Here is a 21,433-nt window from a genome sequence, read left to right on the forward strand (position 1 = left end):
CCTAAAATAAGGTCCGCATCTTTTTTAATGCATTTTTTTCAATACGAGAGACGTAAGAACGGCTGATGTGGAGCTGTTCCGCGATTTCACGCTGGGTGAGTTCCGGAGTCTGGAACAGACCATAGCGGCAGCAGATCACCTGATATTCCTTTGGAGACAGCAGATCTTTTATGGAAGTCATCAGAAGCCGGATATCTTCCTGGGTGGAATATTCTTCCACGATATCGACCGGAGGACTTTCGATGATATCCAGAAGGCTGATCTCGTTCCCTTCTTTGTCAGTTCCGATGGGTTCATAAAGTGAAACTTCACGGGAATATTTCTTTTTGGCACGCAGCATCATCAGAAGTTCGTTGTCAATACAGCGTGCGGCATAAGTGGAAAGTCTGGCAGAGCGTTCTGCATTAAACGTGGAAATTGCTTTGATCAGGCCGATCGTGCCGATTGAAATCAGATCTTCCAGATCTTCGCCTGTTCCCTGATATTTCTTTGCAACATGTGCGACCAGCCGGAGGTTGCGTTCGATGAGAATACGTTTGGCATCCGGATCCCCTTCCTGGCAGCGTTTGAGGCAGAGCCGTTCCTCTGCAGATGTCAAAGGTTTCAGAAAAGTTTTCAAATATCCACCTCGAAAGGGGTTTCTATATAGTTTATGTCCCGGACAGGGTTCCTGTGCTTTTCCAAGATAAGTAAAAAAGGATTGCAAAAAAATATATCTGGTATATGATTTGCAGTTAAATCAGAAAAGGTGAGAGACCTTTTGGGGAGGAAAAGGTCTGAATTAATCGAAACAGGGAGTTTTGTTGCGTATCATTTCAATGTAGTGTATAATAAATTTTATATGAGCAAAATACAATTTCAAGGATAATCAGGTGAAACATATTGAAAAAAAAGATTGAACAGATACTCAGTGGAAAATTTGAATATGACCAGCCGGAATTGCTTTTTTCCAAAAGAAGGCTGGATATTACTCTGGAAGCCGGAACGACTGTGCAGGGAGAGTTGTATCTGGGAACAGAAAATAATGACAGGATTCAGGGCTACATTACTTCTTCAAACCGTAGATTTGTACCGGGCAGCAGCCGTTTTTCGGGAACGACTGTGCGTCTTCCGTATGGAGTGGATGCTACCGGCATGAATCCTGGAGATATCTGCAAAGGCTGGCTCTGTGTGACTTCCAGTGTGGGAGAGTACAAGATTCCCTTTGTGATCGAAGCGGTAAAAGAAGAACTGCAGCGTGCAGGCAGAGAGATCAGCAATATGGAGACTTTCAGGGAAATTGCCAGAGATAATTTCCGGGAGGCATATCACCTTTTTACAAAACCATCCTTTGCGGCAGTGATGGAAAATGCAGATAACCGGCAAAAAGCACTGTACGCGGGCTTGTCCGGACATCCGGTGACATATCAGAATCTGGAAGAATTTCTGATCAGCATCAAAGAAAAAGAAGCTGTTTCTGTTGCACTGAAGACAACAGGGACCGAATTTTACAATGTTACAGAATCCATACAGGAATCTTTTGAAATACAGAAAAACGGATGGGGACATCTTCATCTTGAAGTAGAAACACGAGGTGAGTTTCTGGAAGCGGAACATCCGGTGTACACAGATGAGGAATTCATTGGAAGCAGTCTGAGAATTAATTATGTGATCCATGCAGATAGACTCAAAAAAGGCAATCAGCTTGGAGAGATTCTTGTAAAGACACCGTATCAGGAGCTTGTCTATCATGTGACAGCTTCAGCCAGCCCGCAGAATCGCGGAGATGGACGGAAAGAAGAAAAAAAATATCGTCTGGCGCTTGTCAGAGATTTTGCGGATTACAGAGCAGGAAAGACAGAGTTTGCAACATGGCTGGATCGTACAGGCTTCATTTTGAGACAACTGAAAGAATACGAAAATGTGTGTCCAGATTATCAGTTTTATGAAGCATATCTGGCTCATCAGAAGGGAAATGATGAGTTAGCGATTCAGATACTCAGCAATTATCATGGAAGAGAATTCGGCAGAGAAGAACTGGAACAGGCAGGAATCTATCTATATCTCTGTACGATAACCGGATTGTACAAAGATAAAGGGCAGGCAGTCTGGAAACTACAGAATTTTTACAGACAAAAAGCAGACAGTTTTCAGCTTTTGTGGCTGCTGCTTCAGCTGGACAGCACGTACAAGAATTCACCGTCCAGGATCCTGTTTATGATGGAGGAACTTTTTGAGAGAGGCTGTACCAGTCCGCTTCTTTATCTGGAAGCATGGAAAATGGTAAGGGAAGATATGAATCTTCTTCACAGACTGACACCATTCTGGATCCAGGTATTCTGTTATGCAGGCCGGCATGGGCTCCTTACGGAAGAACTGGTCATGCGTCTGGCATATCTTTCCGGATATGAAAAGAGATTCTGTGGAAGTCTGTACCGTGCATTAAAGGCCGGATATGAAAAATTTCCATCAGACGATGTTCTGGAAGCAATCTGTAAGTATATTATGAAGGGAGATCCACGGAAGCCCATTTATTTCCAGTGGTTTTCAGAGGCAGTCAATCGTGGCCTGCGTATTACCCGGTTATTTGAGTATTACGTTGAGACGATGGATATTACATACAGACGTCAGCTTCCGAGACCGCTGCTTCTGTATTTTGCATATAATGATAATTCTCTGGGCGACGCACGCAAGGCATATGTGTATGCAAGTGTGATCGCATACAAAGAAAAAGATCCAAATACATACGAAAACTACAAAGAATGTATGGAACGTTTTGCGCATCGTAAGATCAGAGACGGGCAGATCGATGAAAATTATGCTGTTATCTATCAGGAATTTCTGTCCGAGCCACTGAGCAGGGAAGACAGCGAAGAAGTTGCACCGATGCTGTTCGCACACCGCCTGTACTGTGATGACAAAAAAATCCGGAATGTGATCGTATGCCACAGCCAGCTAAAGAGAGAAGATGTGTATCCGTGTAACAATGGGATCGCTTATCCGAGACTTTATACAGACGATGCCGTGATCTTGTTTCAGGATGACAGACAGCGCAGATATGCTTCTACAGTTCCATATAACATTACCAGACTTATGGAGGAAGAAAAAACAGCAGGAGAACTTCTGAAACTGGGAGTGAGAGAAACAGGCCTGCTTCTGCATTATTGTGAATCTGTGAAACTAAATGAAGAAAATCTGGGATATTTCCAGATCCTGGCAGAGTCTCCGGAATGTACCAAAGAATACAGAAATGCTGTGCGCAAACAGATTCTTGATTTTTATGTACAGAATGTACATAGTGAAAAAATCGACAGTTATCTCAAAAAAATGGATTATCGTCAGTATGCACAGGTGAATCGTACTGCACTTCTGCAGATCCTGATTTCCAGAAGGATGTTCCGTCAGGCTATGGTGATCGTAGAAGAAGCTGGGTATGAGGGACTGGATCTGAGCAGCCTTTTGAAACTGACCAGTCGGATGATACTCAAGAGTGATATGGCAGAAGACGATGAACTTCTGGCACTGGCATCAGAGGTTTACAGAAATGGCAAATACGATGAAGTGATCTTGCATTATCTGATGCAATATCGTTATGGTCCGATCGAGGAGCTTCTTTCCATCTGGAAGAGTGCAAAAGGATTTGAAATGGATACGTATGAGCTGGAAGAGCGGATCCTGAGCCTCCTTATCTTTGCTTCTGATTATCGCAAAGAAGGCGAAGCAGTTCTGGAATCTTACGTAAAGCAGTCCGGCAAAGAGCGTATCATAGGGGCATATCTTACACAGGTGGCTTATGGCACTTTTGTAAAAGAATATACGATGAGTGCATTTGTGAGAAGCAGGCTGGAATATGCATTTACCAGTAAATGGCCGGTTAATATGATCTGCAGGCTTGCACTTCTGAAAGAAATTTCCAGAGAGAAAGATCCAAAACCGGAATATGTAGGAATTGCACAGAGTATTCTGGAAGAATGTGCGAGAAGAAATCTCAAATTTGCCTTTTTCAGGAAACTGTCGCCGGAACTTCTGAGTCCATATCAGCTGGACGATAAAACTTTTGTAGAATATCATGCAAAACCGGGGACACGAGTTACGCTGTTTTACAAGCTGGATACTGGTCTCGGGACAGAAGCAGAGTACAAATGTGAACCTCTTAAAGACAGTTATTATGGGATTTTTGTGAGAACATTTACCTTGTTTTATGGTGAGACACTGCAGTATTATTTCCAAATCGATGAGGAAGAGAGTGTTCATAAGACCAAAGAACGGGTTGTGACAATGAAAAAGATCGAGGGTACATCTGGCAGCAAATATCAGATGCTGAATCAGATTCTTTCTGCCAGAAAACTGGACAAAAAAGCAGAAAGTCTGGATGCTCTGAAAGACTATGTAAGACAGGAACAGTATGTCAAAAACATGTTTACCATAGAGAAGGAAAGCGGAAAATGAACGAAACAAGAGATTTGATAATTGGAATTGATTTTGGAAAAAAATATTCTCAGATTTGCTATTACGATCGCAAGGCAGAAGAACCCCGCTCTCTTCCGGTAAAAGTAGGAAGCAGTCAGTTTGAAATGCCGACCTGTCTGTGTTTTCGTACGGAACAGAAGGATTACTGTGTAGGACTGGAGGCAGAGTATTTTGCAAGGGAAAAAGGCGGAGTTCTGGCAGGAGATCTTTACACGATTTCTGCTTCCAGAGATACCGTATCAATTGCAGGAGAACAAAAACAGCCCTGGGAACTGCTCGCACAGTTTCTTCGGGGGATGCTCAGGATGCTTGGCGTTGCTGATGTGGAAAAGAATACGCGCTGTCTTTCTATTGCAATGGAAAGACTGGACTCCGTACAGGTAGAGAATCTGCAGAGAGCGTGCCGGGAGCTGGGGATACCGGAAACACATTGTATGCTGATGGATTATGAAGAGAGTTTCTTCTATTATGCCATGACGCAGAAAAATGAGACATGGAATCGCAGTGTGGCATGGTATAGTTTTACACAGAATCATGTAAAGTTCCGCAGGATGAGCATGAATGCAGGCAGCAGACCAATCCTGGTACAGCTGGAGGAGCCGGTTGAGACGACACTGAGTGAAGAACCAGAGGCACGAGATGCGGATTTTTATACCTTTATCAAAAGTACGTTAGGCAAAGAACTGTATTCCAGCATTCAGATTAGTGGAGACGGGTTTGATCAGGAGTGGGCGACGAAATCTGTGAAACTGCTCTGCTATCAGCGGCGAAAGGCATATTATGGTAATAATCTGTTTGCCAGAGGTGCATGCGGAGCGGGAGCAGAACGTTTTATCCGTCATAAGCTGAAAGAGTATCGTTATATGAGCAGCGCGATGGTATTGTCAGATGTGGGAATGGATATGCGGGTGATGGGAACACCGGCATATTATCCTCTGATCGAGTCAGGAAGGAACTGGTATGAGAGCAGTGCGTATGTAGAATTGATCCTGGATCATACAAAGGAACTGATTTTTGTAGTAGATACAGTTGGAGAAAATGGCAAAAAAAGAATTGCCATGGCACTGCCGGGACTTCCGGACAGACCGGAAAAAACAACAAGACTGGGTGTGTCACTGCAGTACATTTCTCAGACGGAGTGTCAGATCACGGTAAAAGATCTGGGATTTGGAGAGCTGTTTCCGGCAAGTGGAAAAGAATGGAAAGAAACAACCAGATGGCAGGAGGGAATCAAGTGAGTGGATATATACTGTGTCAGACAAAAAGAGCAGAACTGCCATATTTTATCGAAAATATCAGCATGAATATTTATTCTATAGAAGAACTTTGTTATTATCTGTATCATAACCTGTATCTGGTTGATACATCTGTCATCAATGAAGATCTGTGTGTATGGATCCAGATGGAACTGGAGCTTCCGGCACTGGCATCAAAACTTCATGCAAAACTTGGTGGTGCGGTCTGCACGGAGGAAATTCTGTATCCGATCTTCAAAGAGATCAATTATCTTACTTATGAAGAACTGAAAAGTCTTAATGTACGTCTGCAAAAGCTGAATGCAGAGCCGGAGGCTATAAGGGATAAACAAAAGGCAGATGCTCTGATGGAAAATGATATGTATGTACATGCGATACAGGTTTATCGGGAGCTTCTGGAAAAGGGTAATCTGGAGGAGTTCAGAGAGGGACTGACAGAATGCGTGTATCATAATCTGGGTTGTGCATACAGCTATCTGTTTCAGATGGAAAAAGCACTGGATTGTTTTCGCAGAGCTTATGAGGGCAGTCGGAGCCGTGTGTCTCTGGAGGCATATCTGATTGTTTTCGGGCTTACGAGAACTCCGGGCGAGTATGAAAAAATGGCGAAATCTCTTGGAGCGGAAAAAGAAGTTCTGCAAAACATCCGGGACAGACTGAAAGCATTTTCACAGATTCCGGAGATTCCGATCGATGAAAAAAATATGGATGCTGTGCTGAACAGACTGACCCGCGAATATCATCGAAGTACAGGATCGTGAAATAAATCACAATGTATACAGTTTTTTTGTACGATAATGCTGGACGAAACAGAGTTAATCTGTTAAACTAGACATATAATTTGGTGTGGTCATACCGCCCAAAAAGATTAGGAGGAATTTATCATGTTAGTAAACGCTTCAGAAATGTTGAAAAAAGCAAAAGCTGGTCATTATGCAGTTGGTCAGTTCAACATTAACAACCTTGAGTGGACAAAAGCAATCCTGCTTACTGCACAGGAACTCAGCTCACCGGTAATCCTTGGTGTATCCGAAGGTGCAGGAAAATACATGACAGGTTATAAAACAGTCGTTGGTATGGTTAAGGGAATGATGGAAGAACTGAACATCACAGTTCCAGTTGCTCTTCACCTGGATCACGGCAGCTATGAAGGATGCCTGAAATGCGTAGAAGCAGGCTTCACATCTATCATGTTTGATGGTTCCCATTATCCGATCGAAGAGAACGTAGCAAAAACAAAAGAACTGGTTAAGATCGTTGCAGAAAACGGAATGTCTCTGGAAGCAGAAGTTGGTTCTATCGGTGGAGAAGAAGATGGTGTTGTAGGTATGGGTGAATGTGCAGATCCTAAGGAATGCAAGATGGTTGCTGACCTTGGTATCGACTTCCTTGCAGCAGGTATCGGTAACATTCATGGTAAATATCCGGCTAACTGGCAGGGACTGAGCTTTGAGACACTGGATGCAATCCAGCAGCTGACAGGAGATATGCCGCTCGTACTTCACGGTGGTACAGGTATCCCGGCAGACATGATCAAAAAAGCAATCGACCTTGGTGTATCCAAGATCAACGTAAATACAGAGTGCCAGCTTGCATTTGCAGCAGCTACACGTAAATATATCGAAGAAGGCAAGGACGAGCAGGGCAAAGGATTTGACCCACGTAAACTTCTTGCTCCTGGAACAGAAGCAATCAAAGCAACTGTTAAAGAAAAAATGGAACTGTTCGGATCTGTTGGAAAAGCCTGAGATTTACAGAATATCTGAACGAAAAACGATCAAAAGGGATCGGTGTTTTGGACACCGGTTCCTTTTTTTGTGGTTTCATGGTAAGATGTCACTATGGCGAAAAAAGAAATTCAAAACAAAAAACAAAATGAAACAGTGATCATGAATTTTTCGGGAATCTACAAAAATCAACAGTTTTACCGGAACCCTGCCGAGGTGCAGGAGGAGATATCCTGGGTGGAGGTACAGGATCTGCCGGGAAGTAACTGTTATTGTGATGGAGAGGCAAAGGAAAAAATGATGAAAGCTCTGCAGCCATATAACGGTGAGGGAATTCATTTTATTGATTCTGGAAACTATCATTATGTCAGCCGCCTGTGGATAGAAAAAGTCCAGAAACCTTTTCGACTTCTTGTTTTTGATAATCATACAGATATGCAGCTGCCGGCTTTTGGAGGACTGTTATCCTGCGGTGGATGGATTGCGGCTTCGCTGGAAGAATTGCCGATGCTGAAACAGGTTGTGCTTATCGGACCAGATGAAGATGCTTTTGCACAGGTGGAACCACAGTTTCGGGAAAAAGTACAGTTTTTATCCAGAGAGCAGTTAAAGATGATGACATGGAAAGAAAAAAGTATATTTTTTGAAGAACTGTGTACAGATCTGCCATTGTATGTTTCTGTGGATAAAGATGTACTGTGTGCAGAAGATGCGGTTACAACCTGGAGTCAGGGGGATATGACATTAGGGGAGCTGAAATGTTTTCTGGAAATTATTCTGAGACAGCAGCCGGTCATTGGGATGGACATCTGCGGGGAATGTGATCCGGATGCCTGTGAAAATGATGTTTTGAATGATCGGGCAAATCAGGAAATTCTGCAATTATGGAGAAAATGCCTTCGGCAGATTCTGGAGAGGAGACAGGATAGATGAGAAATGAACTGTTCACCATAGGCCCATTGACTGTATACGGATATGGATTCATGATTGCTCTTGGAGTGATCGCAGCCTGGATCGTTACAGATTACCGCGCGGTCAAACAGAAACTGAATCGGGATCATGTGTTTTCGCTTGTGATCTGGTGTCTGCTGGGAGGACTGCTCTGTGCGAAACTTTTATTCTGGATTACAGAATGGAAGAGTATCGTACAGGATCCGCACTATATTCTGGATACGATTTCGGATGGATTTGTTGTGTACGGGGGAATCATCGGAGGTATTTTTTCCGGCTGGCTTTACTGTTGTATCAAGAAAACAGATTTCTGGAAATATTTTGATCTGGTAATGCCTTCTGTGGCACTTGCACAGGGATTTGGAAGAATCGGCTGCCTGCTGGCGGGCTGCTGTTATGGAAAAGAGACGGAGGGCATATTTTCCATTACTTTTCAGAATTCAGATTTTGCACCGAATCATGTTGCACTGGTACCGACGCAGATTTATTCCAGTATGTTAGATTTTCTGCATTTCTTGCTGCTTTTATATATTGCACGTCATCAGAAGAAAGATGGACAGGTGGCGGCGTGTTATCTGATCTTTTATAGTATCGGAAGGTTTATTATGGAGTTCTTCCGGGGTGATCTGATCCGTGGAAGTGTGGGAACATTCTCTACTTCGCAGTTTATCAGTCTGTTTATTCTGGTGGCAGGAATACTGATGCTGGTACTCAGGACAAAACAGAAGAAAGTAAATGCAGATTGATGAAGTTGATTTTAACAGTATAAAGAATAGTCTGCGCCCATAGGTTAATAGGGAAGACGGAAATGACCGGGGCGTGATGGTGATGAGTGTACCGGCACAGAATCAGCAGTATGAGAATTTTATCATTCGTTATAAACAGAATACACATGGCGGATTTCCGTATGAATCGGATGAAAATTTTCAGATCGTAAATGATCTGTTTGGCATCCTGTATGTACCAATGCAGGAGATACCGGAACTGGAGCTCAGCAGTTATTCCTATTCCTCGATTCCCAGGTGCTATACGTATATGGATACAGGGGCATTGAGCGCGTCAGGGGTGACAAGACTTCATGGACATCCGTATCTGAAGCTGCAGGGAAGAGGAACCCTGGTTGCGGTGATCGATTCGGGAATCGACTACCTGCATCCGGCTTTTCACAATGGCACGCAGAGTAAGATTTTAAGCATCTGGGATCAGGAACTGGAAGGGGAGCCGGATGGAAGGATTCCGTTTGGCAGGGAATTTACCCGGGCACAGATTGAGCAGGCGCTTGCGGCCGAGAATCCATGGGAGATCGTTCCGTCCAATGATACGAATGGTCATGGAACCCGAAGTGCTGCGACGGCGGCCGGATACCGTATCGAAAAAGAAGGATTTTCAGGCGCGGCACCAGAGGCAGAACTTGTGATCGTCAAATTGAAGCAGGCGAAGAAATATCTTCGTGATTTTTATCTGCTGTCGCAGGAAACGGATATTTTTCAGGAAGATGACATTATGCTGGCAATTTCTTATGTGCTGGACGTTGCCCGGGAACAGCAGATGCCACTGTCCATCTGTATTGGCCTTGGTACCAGTATGGGAGCACACCAGGGAGAGGGCCCTTTGAATGAATATATCAACAGCATTGCAGCCTTTACACAGAATGCGGTTTCCGTTCCGGCAGGAAATGAAGGAACGGCCAGACATCATTATCTGAAAGAGTTCAGTCAGAATCTGACAGAGGATACGGTAGAGCTGCGTGTTGGAGAAAAAGAGAGCACCAGAGGATTTATGACAGAATTCTGGGGGAATTCTCCAGGCGCTTATTCTATGATGATTCAGTCTCCGACGGGGGAACAGCTGTCAGTCAGCACCTCTTTAAAAAACAGTACACAGGAACTGTCCTTTGTATTTGTAGAAACGAAGGTGCTGGTCAATTATGTTCCGATAGAAAGAAGAACAGGGAATACGTTGATCTTTATCCGTTTTATGCACCCGGCACCGGGAATATGGAAATTCCTGATCGAAGAAAGAATGCCGGGAGAAAGCCGGTTTCATATGTGGCTTCCGGTCAGGGGTATGATTTCAGACGATACATATTTTTTGCAGCCATCGCCGGAGTTTACGATCACATCTCCTGGTGATGCCAGGGATGCAATGACGGTCACAGCCTATCAGTATCGGGATAACAGTCTGTATATTCAGGCAAGTCGGGGATATAATACAGAAAATGTGGTGAAACCGGATTTTGCAGCACCGGGTGTAGGAATACGGACTGCTTCTGTGGAACCGGGACGGGAATTTGCCCCTGCCACGGGAACCAGCCTTGCGGCCGCCCAGACAGCCGGAATCGCCGCGCTTCTGTTTGAATGGTCACTCATCCGTGGAAATGAACCATACTTTACCGGCAACAGCGTAAAACATTACCTCAGCAGAGGCGCGGTCCGGGATACAGGTCTTACATACCCCAATCCGGAGTGGGGATATGGGCGTGTGGATCTGTACCATACGTTCGAGCTGCTGACGTAGTCTGTTGAGAAAAAATATACAAAAAAGAGCAGTAAAATTTAGTATCTATGACGGCAAAGATTTTAAGGCTTACGAATTGTTTTTGATCCTTAAATTTGTTATAATTACAAGAAAAATAAGACTGTTAAAACAATTACAGTCAGGGGATTTTCAATGTACAAAAGAGGATGTATGATTGGAATCCAGTCAGGAGGAAAAATGAAAAGAGGAAGTATTTTTGAGCTGAATGGCATTCCTAAATTTCAGGAAGCACTTCCGCTGGCATTGCAGCATGTAGTTGCTATGATCGTGGGATGTGTGACCCCGGCAATTATTGTAGCCGGTGCAGTTGGCGGAAATGGGTTAAGTGCAAAAGACCGAGTTATCCTGATTCAGGCATCACTCGTTGTTTCGGCATTATCAACTTTGATCCAGCTCTTCCCAATCGGAAAGAAGAACGGATTTACGCTGGGCTCCGGACTTCCGATGATCATGGGAGTAAGTTTTGCCTATGTGCCAAGCATGCAGGCAATTGCTGAAGGATACGGAATCAGTACGATTCTGGGCGCCCAGATCGTAGGTGGTATCGTGGCATTTATCATGGGAATACTGGTGAAAAAGATCCGCGTATTTTTCCCGCCTCTGATCACAGGAACGGTTGTATTTACGATTGGTCTTTCCCTGTATCCGACAGCCATCAACTATATGGCAGGCGGAACCAGCAACCCGGATTATGGCTCCTGGCAGAACTGGCTGGTAGCATTTCTGACTCTGGCCGTTGTTACAGCACTGAATCACTTCGGAAAAGGTATCCTGAAACTTGCCTCTATCCTGATTGGTATTATCGTAGGTTACGTGGTATCCATTCCGTTTGGGATGGTCAATCTTGCAAGCGTGGGTGAGGCGAAAGTATTCCAACTTCCACAGTTTATGTATTTCGGTATCCATTTCGAAATCTCTGCATGTGTTGCAATCGGACTGTTATTTGCTATCAACTCTGTGCAGGCAATCGGTGACTATTCTGCGACAACGATCGGAGCGATGGACAGAGTCCCGGAAGATAAAGAACTGCAGAATGGTATCATGGCTTATGGTGTGACAAACGTCATTGGTGCATTGTTCGGAGGCCTTCCGACCGCTACATACAGCCAGAATGTTGGTATTGTAACGACTACAAAAGTTATCAACCGCTGGGTACTTGGACTTGCAGCAGTCATCTTAGGTGTAGCAGGAATCGTGCCGAAGTTTTCTGCATTGCTTACTACGATTCCACAGTGTGTACTTGGTGGAGCTACCGTATCTGTATTTGCATCTATCGCAATGACAGGTATGAAACTGGTTGCATCTGCTGAGATGGATTACAGAAACTCTTCCATCGTCGGACTTGCAGCCGCAATCGGTGTCGGAGTATCTCAGGCATCTGCAGCCCTTGCAAGCTTCCCGGACTGGGTAACTACGATTTTTGGAAAATCCCCGGTTGTTCTGGCAACTCTGATCGCAGTTGTCCTGAATATCATCCTGCCGAAGAGTCGCGATGAACAGAAGGCAGAAGAGAAACTGATAAAAAGGGTAAAGAAAAAGATCAGGAAAGATCATGAGGAATTTGATCATCAGTGATCGGAAAGATGAATCAAAATAAGAAAGACTGAATTATACATAAAAAGACAGAAATGAATACTCTACCTTTATTGAAGGAGAGAGGCATTTCTGTCTTTTTTATATAGGAATATAGGATATACGCTGCTTTTATTTGCGGTATACAAATTCCGGCAAGCCGTCTTTGCCAAGCGGAACTTCGATATTTCCCTGAATGAGCGGACGTGCATAGCGGATAAATTCTTCTGTTACATCGTGTCCATCAGGAGTGATCCATGTGATCGGAACCGTCTTTTCTTCATTACAGATTGTATTGACATCTTCCAGACCGCAGGTCATCTGGTAATTTCCATCAGCATCGCTCTGGCGGATAAAGGATACCATTTTGCCTGTTTCTCCATTCAGGGCAGCCTGTACACCAAATCGTCCGGCGGTGATCGCCTCCTGCTGGTCTGTGGCAGAAATCAGGGTAGCAGAGCATCGCTGGCTGACATTCAGTTCGACAGAACGTGCTTTGACACCGAGACGGCTGCGAACCAGATTCTCCAGATATTTGCCGCAGCCGGCAAGCATTTTGTGACCGAAAGTATCGGTTCCTACGGAACTGTCATATTCACAGATAAAGGTACCATCTGCATCGTGGATTCCCTCAGAAACACATACGATCAGATTGCAGTTCTTCTCAAATGCTTTTTCCAGATCGGTGAGAAAAACCTCCTGATCAAAAGCAACTTCCGGGAGATAGATGAACAGAGGATTGTCTCCGTCATATTTACGGGCAAGTGCGCTGGCAGCCGTCAGCCATCCGGCATGACGGCCCATGATCTCGATGATCGTTACAGATTTTTTTTCATAGACATTGGCATCGGTTGTAATCTCGCGAACGGTAGAGGAAACGTATTTGGCTGCACTTCCAAAACCTGGTGTATGATCGGTATGAACAAGGTCGTTGTCAATCGTCTTTGGCTCACCGATTACGCGGATCGTGCTTCCGATGCTTGCGGCATAACGGGAAAGCTTGCTGACAGTATCCATGGAATCATTACCGCCTATATAGAAGAACCAGCCGATGTTCAGCTCCTCAAACTTACGGAAAAGTGCCGGATAGACCGGATCTTCCAGAGATTCCGGGAGTTTATAGCGGCAGGAACCAAGGTATGCGCCGGGAGTATGGGTAAGCCCTTTGAGCTGCTCACCAGGAAGAGACTCTTCGAAATCAAGAATACGGTCATTTAAGAAGCCTTCGATGCCATTTACCATACCATATACATGTTCAATTTCGTCGGGATGAGCGAGACCTTCTGAAACTACTCCGTAAAGACTGCTGTTGATCACTGCAGTCGGTCCGCCGGATTGGCCGACGATAAGATTTTTTTTAGTCATTGATTTTATACCTCCGATAAGGATAATGTGTTACTGCGAACAGTTACATAATAAATCTATCTTATCATATCTGCTGAAAATCTCCTAGCCATTTTTTATGAAAAGTGATATTATAGTGAAAATCTGGAATTATTAGTTTACGCAAGCACAGAGAGATATGCTATAATATAAACAATGCAGGTACATACTGGAGGGGGATGTGTTTCCGGCATAAGAATAACCTACGTTAAGGAGTATGATTATGGGAGAAAGCAAGAACAGTACGCAGGAACAGCCCGAACAGAAGAAAAAAAAGAAAAGTGATGTGATTCTGACGATAGCACTGATCGTTGCAGTGGCAGTTTTTCTTTATGCTGCCTACAATCTGTTTCACATCTATACGGAATACAAAAAAGGAACAGATGAATACAATTCGATCGAGGAGATGGCAGTCACGGATCGGGATCCGGACAGTACGGAAGTGGCAGGTCCGGATGCACAGCCAAAGGCACCGATCCAGGTAGATTTTGACAAGCTGAAAAGTGTCAATCAGGATGTGATAGGATGGATCTATGTGGATGCGCTTCCGGATATCAGCTATCCGATCGTACAGGGAAAGGATAATGAAACTTATCTGCACCGTACTTATGAAAAAAACTATAATTTTGCCGGAACGATTTTTGTGGATTACGAAAACGGCAGCGATTTTAATGATTGTAACACGCTGGTATACGGGCACAATATGAAAAATGGTTCCATGTTTGGTCATCTGAAAAAATTCAGCGAAGATCAGACTCTTTATAACAACGATAAATATTTCTGGATCCTGACACCGGAGAAGAATTATCGGTATGAGATCATATCTGCATACACGACTGGTGTAAACAGTGATACCTACACGCTGTTCAAAGGACCGGGAGCGGAGTTTGAAGAGTATCTGAAAAAAATCAAAGGATATTCAGAAATCAAAACAGACGATACAGAGCTGACTATCAAGGATAGAATCGTCACATTGTCTACCTGTACAGGAAATGAATCTACCAGATTTGTGGTACAGGGAAAAAGAATCGATGCGGAGAGCGCGGGAACGGATACTGCGGCAGATTCAAACAGTGGCGAGGTAGCGGTAGATGAGGTAACTATACAGGAGGGATGATCATGGATGAAAAGATCATGAAATTACAGGAACTGATTGATCAGCATGACAACATTGTGTTTTTTGGCGGAGCAGGTGTTTCGACGGAGAGTGGGATACCGGATTTTCGATCTCAGGACGGACTCTATCACCAGAAATATGATTTTCCACCGGAAACGATCCTGAGCCATACGTTTTTTCTGCATCATCCGGAGGAGTTTTACAAGTTTTACCGGGACAAGATGCTTTGTGATACTGCAAAGCCAAATGCTGCACATCTGAAGCTGGCGGAGCTCGAAGCGGCCGGAAAGATTAAGGCAGTGATCACACAGAATATTGATAATCTGCATCAGATGGCCGGAAGCAGGAAAGTACTGGAACTTCACGGAAGTGTTTATCGCAATCACTGTATGAGATGCGGGAAATCTTATGATTTCAGTTATATGAAACACAGTGAAGGAGTGCCACGCTGTGAATGTGGAGGAATGATCAAACCGGATGTAGTCCTTTATGAGGAGGGGTTGGATAATCAGACAATTGAAGAATCTGTAAGGGCGATTTCACAGGCACAGGTGCTGATCATTGGCGGAACTTCACTGGCAGTTTATCCGGCAGCCGGACTGATCGATTATTTTCGGGGGGATGCTCTTGTTGTTATTAACCGATCTTCTACCCCGAGAGACCGTAACGCAGACCTTCTTATCAAAGAGCCGATCGGTCAGGTTTTTTCACAGATAAAGGTGAACAAATAATACCACGAGGAGAATAGGAAAATATGGGACTTATCTATGAAGTGGGAGACATAGTGACTCTGAAAAAGGGGCATCCGTGCGGAAGTAAAGAGTGGGAAATCCTTCGTGTAGGTGCGGACTTCCGACTGAAATGCATGGGCTGCGGACATCAGATCATGGTGCCGCGCAAAATGGTAGAAAAAAACACAAGAAACCTGCAGAAAAAAACGCAGGTCTGACAAAGGAGAAATTGTGATATATATCAGTCATCTGCTCCCGGACGGGCAAATGCAGGAGATCATAAAAAACAGGGAGCTGGGAGTGGAGAGCATTGAATTTTCCATTTCTGAGAATCTGGATTATATGGAAACGACACTGGAAACATACAAAAAAAGACTGGAACAGATGGGAAATCCATCACTTATTCTTCATGGACCTTTTCTGGATCTGATTCCGGCTACTTTTGACAGCCTGATCCGTGAAGTGACAATGAAGCGGTTTGCACAGTGCTATCAGGCTGGCAGAGAATTGGGGGCCAAAAAGATCGTATATCATTCCGGAATGATTCCGACAGTGTATTTCCGAGAAGGATGGGCAGAACAGGTAAGCCGTTTTTTCAGAGACTTTCTGAGGGAAAGGACAGGACTGGAAATTGTCATGGAAAATGTGCTGGATGAAGACTGGAGACTTCTGCGGGATGTATGTCAGCAGGTAGATCACCCGGATTTCGGACTTTGTCTGGACATTGGCCATGCACACTGTTATTCAGACATATCGGTTGTGGAATGGGCAAAAGAACTGGCTCCATATGTCCGGCATGTGCATATACATGACAATGCAGGCAAGCGTGATGCGCATATGGGACTTGGAAAAGGAAACCTGCCTTGGCAGGAAACGCTTGCATATCTTCCTCAGACAGAGACACGTACATGGACGGTGGAGTGCATGGATGTGAAGGATGTACAGATATGTGTACAATCTTTGTTGACATAAATTTGTCAAAATGGTATACTTTATAAAAATTGGATAACCAGGCGTGGTCTGTCGATAAAAGGCAGTTTAACGTAATCCGGTGAGAATCCGGAACAGTTATGGATAGCTGCTGTGAGTATGCATGAAGCATAATAAGTCAGATATAACACGTTGTGTAGAGGACAGAGACCCGTAGCAAACGGGGCTCTGTTTTTGTTGTCTTTAGGGGGAAATATGGAGAAATACAGACATGAAACAGGCTGGAATCAACTTCGTTTTGATATACAGACCTATACTGCACAGAATGAGCGCAACAGAAAAGATGGAACACCGGGACAGATACCATTGCAATATAAATATATAGGAGACAGGTGTTTCATGAATAATGGAAAGGTTCATGAAGTGAAATTACCATCAGAATGCAGAATTATTGGCAAACGGGCCTTTGAGGGATGTCAGTTTCAGAAGATGGTTGAGTTTCCGGAGACCCTGCTCGAAATCAAGAGCAGAGCGTTTGCAGGCAATCACAGACTTCGAAGGACAGTTTTTCCGAAATCTTTGGAACGACTGGGTTCTCAGTGTTATCAGGAATGCAATAAACTTAAGATTGCAGCATTTACGGATAATGTGAAATGTACGGTGATTCGTGAGGGGACATTTGATTCCTGTGTCAGTCTGACGACCGTATGTCTGCCTGAGCGGACACAGGTGATTGAGAGACGGGCATTTTACCGATGCAAAGAATTAAAAGATATTACATTTCCAAATACGCTCAGAGAGATAGGAATGGAAGCTTTCTATTTCTGCGGGATGGATACACTGGAATTGCCGTTGAATCTGAAAGTGATTGGTGAAAGTGCATTTTTTCGCTGCAAGAATCTGAAGACAGTTTATATTCCACCAAGTGTTCGCAAGATTGGACGCTGGGCATTTCACGGTTGCAGCAGACTGGAGCGTATTGAGATTCTCCATGATCTGGAAGAAATTGGTCCGTGGATCATCAATAAGAGTTGTACGATCGTCTGTCGAAAAGGCAGTCGTATGGAAGAGTATGCAAAAGAATATGATTTTAAATGCGAATATGTAGAAGAAACAGAAGAAAGAAAAGAAGGCTGAGAGGGATTACGTGAAAAAGAAAAAAAGGATAGTTTTGCTCATATGCAGCTTACTGATCGGGTGCCTTTTACTGTGCGGATGTGGTGCAGGGGAGGCAGAGCTTCCGGATGGAACCTGTACGATTTCTATTGAATGTAAAAATATATTAGAGAATATAGATAAGCTCAAAGAGAACAAAAAAGAATTTGTACCGGAAGACGGCTGGATTCTGAAAGAAACGGAAGTTTCGTTTAATGGTGGTGATACAGTGTTTGAGGTGCTCAAAAAGATATGTGCCGAGAATAAAATCCATATGTCATCCAGATATACACCTTTGTACAAAAGTTATTATATAGAAGGAATTCATCAGTTATATGAACTGGACTGTGGAAGCAATTCCGGATGGATGTACAGTGTAAACGGGAAATTTCCGAATAAAGGATGTTCGAAGTATGAGTTAAAAGATGGAGATAAGATTGAATGGCGCTATACCTGTGATCTTGGATCTGATGTAGGAAATGAATATAAAAGGGATTGAAAATATGTGGAAAACAAACAGGCAATATGAACAGATAACAGCAAAAGGAATGTCGGCAGCTCTGATTCTGGCGATGACCCTGACTGTGGCGGGATGCGGAGAAGCCGGGACACCGGAACTCAAAGAGGCAATCCACAAGACAGCGGAGTATGAACAGAAGACCGTATCGTCGCCAGAGGTTGGTTCTCTTGGCGGAGAATGGACGGTCCTTGCACTGGCAAGATCTGAGGAAGAAGTGGAGGACAGTTACTTCGAAAAATACAGAGCAAACCTTGAAAAATATGTCAAAGAACAAGATGGCATTCTCAGCGAGAATCGATATACCGAATATGCCAGAGTGACGCTTGCTTTGACTGCAATCGGCGGAGATCCGACTGCAATTGGCGGATATGATCTGGAAAAAAATCTGGAAGATTTTGATGCAGTTACCGCGCAGGGAATAAACGGGGCAATCTTTGCATTGCTGGCACTGAATGCAGATGGAGAAAGAGAGGGAGCTCTGCAGGAAAAATATCTGGCGTATATTCTCGAAAGAGAAAAAACAGACGGAGGTTTTTCCATGGATGATAATAGTGATCAGGCAGATGTAGATATTACCGCGATGGCATTACAGAGTCTGGAACCATACCAGAATGAGCAGAATATACAGGAAACGCTGGACCGCGGTGTGGGATTTCTGGCAGACGCACAGGATGCGGATGGCGGTTACACGGCATATGGCGAAAAAAGTTCTGAGTCCATATCGCAGACGATACTTGCACTTAGTACACTGGGGGTAGATTGCAATGAGGATGAGCGTTTTGTGAAGAATGATAAGGGGCTGTATGATACGTTGATGCAGTATTATCAGAAGGATGGCAGCTTTGCACATACCGTGGACGAAAAAGAAGGGAATCCAATGGCAACAGATCAGGCTCTGTGCGCACTGGTTTCTTACGAAAGAATGCTGGACAATAAAAATACATTTTACAATATGACAGACCACAGATAAGGCACGAATGGCTGTTGGGAGGAAAAAGTGGCAGATAATAAAATAAAAGAATTAAGAAAAGAACTGGCGAAGATCATAAAAGGAAAAGAAGAGACAACAGACAAGATCATCATGGCTGTGCTGGCCGGTGGACATGTGCTTCTGGAAGACGTGCCGGGGGTTGGTAAGACGACAACTGCTCTGGCACTGAGCCGTCTGATGGGAATGGATTTTCAGAGGATTCAGTTTACACCGGATGTGGTTCCTTCTGATGTGACGGGATTTACTATGTATGACAAAGAAAGCGGCAAGTTTACTTATCGTCCGGGCGCTGTGATGTGCAACTTCCTTCTTGCGGACGAAGTTAACCGAACTTCCAGTAAGACACAGTCAGCGCTTCTGGAAGTTATGGAAGAAGGCAGGGTAACTGTAGACGGAGAAAGTCATCCGGTTCCGAAACCATTTGTGGTCATTGCAACAGAGAATCCGGTTGGCTCTTCCGGAACACAGATGCTTCCGGAATCACAGCTTGACCGATTTATGATCAGTACTTCGATGGGATATCCGGATCATGGAAGTCTTGTCGAAATCCTTCGTGATCGTCAGGAGGTAAATCCGCTGGAGCATGCACAGGCGGTGATCAGCAGGGAAGAAATTCTGGACATTCAGGAAGAGGTCAAAAAGATCTATGTGTCGGATGAAATTCTGTCCTATATAGCAGATCTGGCAGAAGCAACAAGAAGTCATGTATTGATCACATTGGGGTTGAGTCCTCGAGGAACGCTGGCACTTTGCCGTATGGCAAAAGCGGCTGCGTATCTGGATGGCAGAGATTATATGGTTCCGGAAGATGTGGAGGGTGTGTTTCGTGATGTTGCCGGACACCGGATGGTGTTGGAATCACGGGCACGATATGAAGAAAAAACTTCACGTCAGATTCTGGAAGAAATCCTTGAGACAGTACAGGCACCGAAGGTAGAGGGATAAATGAAAAACAGGATTCTTGTGATAATTTGGCTGGCAGGTATGGCAGTTGCCGCATTGTATACGGGAGAATATCTGTATGCAGGGATTCTGACTGTGTCCGGAATCGTAATCGTATTGTCGGCAATCTTCTGTTTGCTTTCCGGAAGGAAAACAGAAAGTTGCCTGCATCTGCCAAGAGCGGTTGAGAAACAGACAGTTTTTCAGGGAAAACTGGAATTGCATAATCGTTCAATATGGCCGGTGTTTTACGGAAATGGCTCTGTAATATGCAGAAATACATTTACCGGTGAGGAACAGACCGTACAGATTCCTTTTTCACTGAAAGGCAATGGTACGATGCAGACTGCCTTTGAAGGGAAAAGTCTCTGGTGTGGCTGTATCAAATGTACATGCAGTAACTGGATAAATACTGATTTTCTGCAGATTTTCCACAAAAAGAAATCGACAGAAGCAGAAGCGGATATGGTGATCATGCCGCAGAAACATATTCTGGATCTGTCTGTGCTGACACAGGAAGGCTTTGATATGGAAAGTTTCCGCTATGCGTCAAACAGACCGGGAGATGACCCGGGAGAAACTTACGATATCAGAGAATACCGACAGGGTGACAGCGTGCGACAGATTCACTGGAAACTCAGTGAAAAACTGGATGGGCTGGTAATTCGTGAAAAAAGTTATCCGGTAGATGATGCAGTGCTGATTCTGGCAGATCCGTTTCTGAAGGAGACTGATCCAGAACGAGCAGAAGCAGTTGTGGAAATTTTTGCAGCATTACTGCAGAGTTTTATGGAAAAGAGAATTCCATGTCAGGCAGGAATCTGTGATGGTGAAAGCGGGCGCTTTCATATGGAAAAAATCTGTACAACAGAGGATTATGAAAATATGATGTATCTGTTTCTGAGACATGGCGGGAGCAGCAAAGGTCCGTGTGTAGTGCAGGAATATCTGAAACTTTCCGGGACGCAGAAATTTTCTAATTATATTTATATAACAGGAGAAGCAACGGATCATGAGGACAGATATCTGAGAGAAAAAGGTCTTGTTCTCACAATGCGATGTGGACAGAAAGCAGGAAAAACAGAGGATGAGATCATATTTACCAAAGAACAGTTCCGCAAAGAACTGGGATTTCGTTCCGTGAGATAATATAAAGTCAGGCAGAAACAGA

General features: G+C 44.2%; 19 protein-coding genes. 17 read left to right on the top strand and 2 right to left on the bottom strand.

The window, feature by feature from the left end; translation table 11 throughout:
- Window position 1 precedes the first annotated feature (1 nt).
- Window positions 2-619, bottom strand: coding sequence for an RNA polymerase sporulation sigma factor SigK (gene sigK, locus KQI91_RS00555; protein WP_216390932.1), 618 nt, complete (start codon window positions 617-619; stop codon window positions 2-4).
- A 263-nt stretch (window positions 620-882) separates the two neighbouring features.
- Here sigK and KQI91_RS16010 point away from each other — a divergent pair, with 263 nt between their 5' ends.
- The 8 genes from KQI91_RS16010 (at window position 883) to KQI91_RS00595 (ending at window position 12,496) form a co-directional block, all read left to right on the top strand.
- On the top strand, window positions 883-4,428 hold the full coding sequence (locus tag KQI91_RS16010) for a DUF5717 family protein (protein ID WP_253288292.1): 3,546 nt from the start codon (window positions 883-885) through the stop codon (window positions 4,426-4,428).
- Complete coding sequence (locus KQI91_RS00565) at window positions 4,425-5,687, top strand: DUF5716 family protein (RefSeq protein WP_216390933.1); 1,263 nt, start codon at window positions 4,425-4,427, stop codon at window positions 5,685-5,687. Before KQI91_RS16010 ends, KQI91_RS00565 begins: the two co-directional genes overlap by 4 nt.
- Entirely contained in the window at window positions 5,684-6,466 is a 783-nt protein-coding gene (locus KQI91_RS00570) for a hypothetical protein (RefSeq protein WP_330654404.1), read from the top strand. Before KQI91_RS00565 ends, KQI91_RS00570 begins: the two co-directional genes overlap by 4 nt.
- A 123-nt stretch (window positions 6,467-6,589) precedes the next feature.
- Window positions 6,590-7,453, top strand: coding sequence for a class II fructose-1,6-bisphosphate aldolase (gene fba / locus KQI91_RS00575; RefSeq protein ID WP_216390934.1), 864 nt, complete (start codon window positions 6,590-6,592; stop codon window positions 7,451-7,453).
- A gap of 93 nt (window positions 7,454-7,546) precedes the next feature.
- Complete coding sequence (locus KQI91_RS00580) at window positions 7,547-8,365, top strand: arginase family protein (protein WP_216390935.1); 819 nt, start codon at window positions 7,547-7,549, stop codon at window positions 8,363-8,365.
- Window positions 8,362-9,129: a prolipoprotein diacylglyceryl transferase gene (locus KQI91_RS00585; protein WP_216390936.1), complete on the top strand. Its 768-nt coding sequence runs from the start codon at window positions 8,362-8,364 to the stop codon at window positions 9,127-9,129. Before KQI91_RS00580 ends, KQI91_RS00585 begins: the two co-directional genes overlap by 4 nt.
- Before the next feature lie 82 nt (window positions 9,130-9,211).
- On the top strand, window positions 9,212-10,900 hold the full coding sequence (locus tag KQI91_RS00590; protein ID WP_216390937.1) for a S8 family peptidase: 1,689 nt from the start codon (window positions 9,212-9,214) through the stop codon (window positions 10,898-10,900).
- Window positions 10,901-11,098: 198 nt separating this feature from the next.
- A complete protein-coding gene (locus tag KQI91_RS00595; protein WP_216390938.1) occupies window positions 11,099-12,496 on the top strand; it encodes a uracil-xanthine permease family protein in 1,398 nt (465 codons plus the stop codon).
- Between the two features lie 129 nt (window positions 12,497-12,625).
- Here KQI91_RS00595 and KQI91_RS00600 read toward each other — a convergent pair whose 3' ends face one another.
- Complete coding sequence (locus KQI91_RS00600; RefSeq protein ID WP_216390939.1) at window positions 12,626-13,858, bottom strand: 6-phosphofructokinase; 1,233 nt, start codon at window positions 13,856-13,858, stop codon at window positions 12,626-12,628.
- Window positions 13,859-14,099: 241 nt separating this feature from the next.
- On the opposite strand from KQI91_RS00600, the gene srtB reads away from it, so the two are divergent.
- From srtB to KQI91_RS00645, 9 genes are all read left to right on the top strand, one after another.
- On the top strand, window positions 14,100-14,993 hold the full coding sequence (gene srtB / locus KQI91_RS00605) for a class B sortase (RefSeq protein WP_330654406.1): 894 nt from the start codon (window positions 14,100-14,102) through the stop codon (window positions 14,991-14,993).
- 2 nt (window positions 14,994-14,995) lie between these two features.
- Window positions 14,996-15,724, top strand: a complete 729-nt coding sequence (locus KQI91_RS00610) for an NAD-dependent protein deacylase (protein ID WP_216390941.1) — start codon at window positions 14,996-14,998, stop codon at window positions 15,722-15,724.
- 23 nt (window positions 15,725-15,747) lie between these two features.
- Window positions 15,748-15,942 carry a DUF951 domain-containing protein gene (locus KQI91_RS00615; protein WP_216390942.1) on the top strand — a complete coding sequence of 65 codons (195 nt, stop codon included), beginning with the start codon at window positions 15,748-15,750 and terminating at the stop codon, window positions 15,940-15,942.
- Window positions 15,943-15,955: 13 nt separating this feature from the next.
- Window positions 15,956-16,696, top strand: coding sequence for a sugar phosphate isomerase/epimerase family protein (locus KQI91_RS00620; RefSeq protein WP_216390943.1), 741 nt, complete (start codon window positions 15,956-15,958; stop codon window positions 16,694-16,696).
- Window positions 16,697-16,909: 213 nt separating this feature from the next.
- Window positions 16,910-17,791 (top strand): leucine-rich repeat domain-containing protein, encoded by an 882-nt coding sequence (locus KQI91_RS00625; RefSeq protein ID WP_216390944.1) that lies wholly within the window; start codon window positions 16,910-16,912, stop codon window positions 17,789-17,791.
- A gap of 10 nt (window positions 17,792-17,801) precedes the next feature.
- A complete protein-coding gene (locus tag KQI91_RS16170; protein ID WP_216390945.1) occupies window positions 17,802-18,308 on the top strand; it encodes a DUF4430 domain-containing protein in 507 nt (168 codons plus the stop codon).
- Between the two features lie 4 nt (window positions 18,309-18,312).
- On the top strand, window positions 18,313-19,299 hold the full coding sequence (locus tag KQI91_RS00635) for a prenyltransferase/squalene oxidase repeat-containing protein (RefSeq protein ID WP_216390946.1): 987 nt from the start codon (window positions 18,313-18,315) through the stop codon (window positions 19,297-19,299).
- A 27-nt stretch (window positions 19,300-19,326) separates the two neighbouring features.
- On the top strand, window positions 19,327-20,265 hold the full coding sequence (locus tag KQI91_RS00640; protein WP_216390947.1) for an AAA family ATPase: 939 nt from the start codon (window positions 19,327-19,329) through the stop codon (window positions 20,263-20,265).
- Window positions 20,266-21,411, top strand: coding sequence for a DUF58 domain-containing protein (locus KQI91_RS00645; protein WP_216390948.1), 1,146 nt, complete (start codon window positions 20,266-20,268; stop codon window positions 21,409-21,411). It abuts the gene before it with no gap.
- Window positions 21,412-21,433 lie beyond the last annotated feature (22 nt).

Origin of the sequence: Blautia sp. MSJ-19, from assembly GCF_018918125.1 — a bacterium.
Lineage (GTDB): Bacteria > Bacillota > Clostridia > Lachnospirales > Lachnospiraceae > Blautia_A.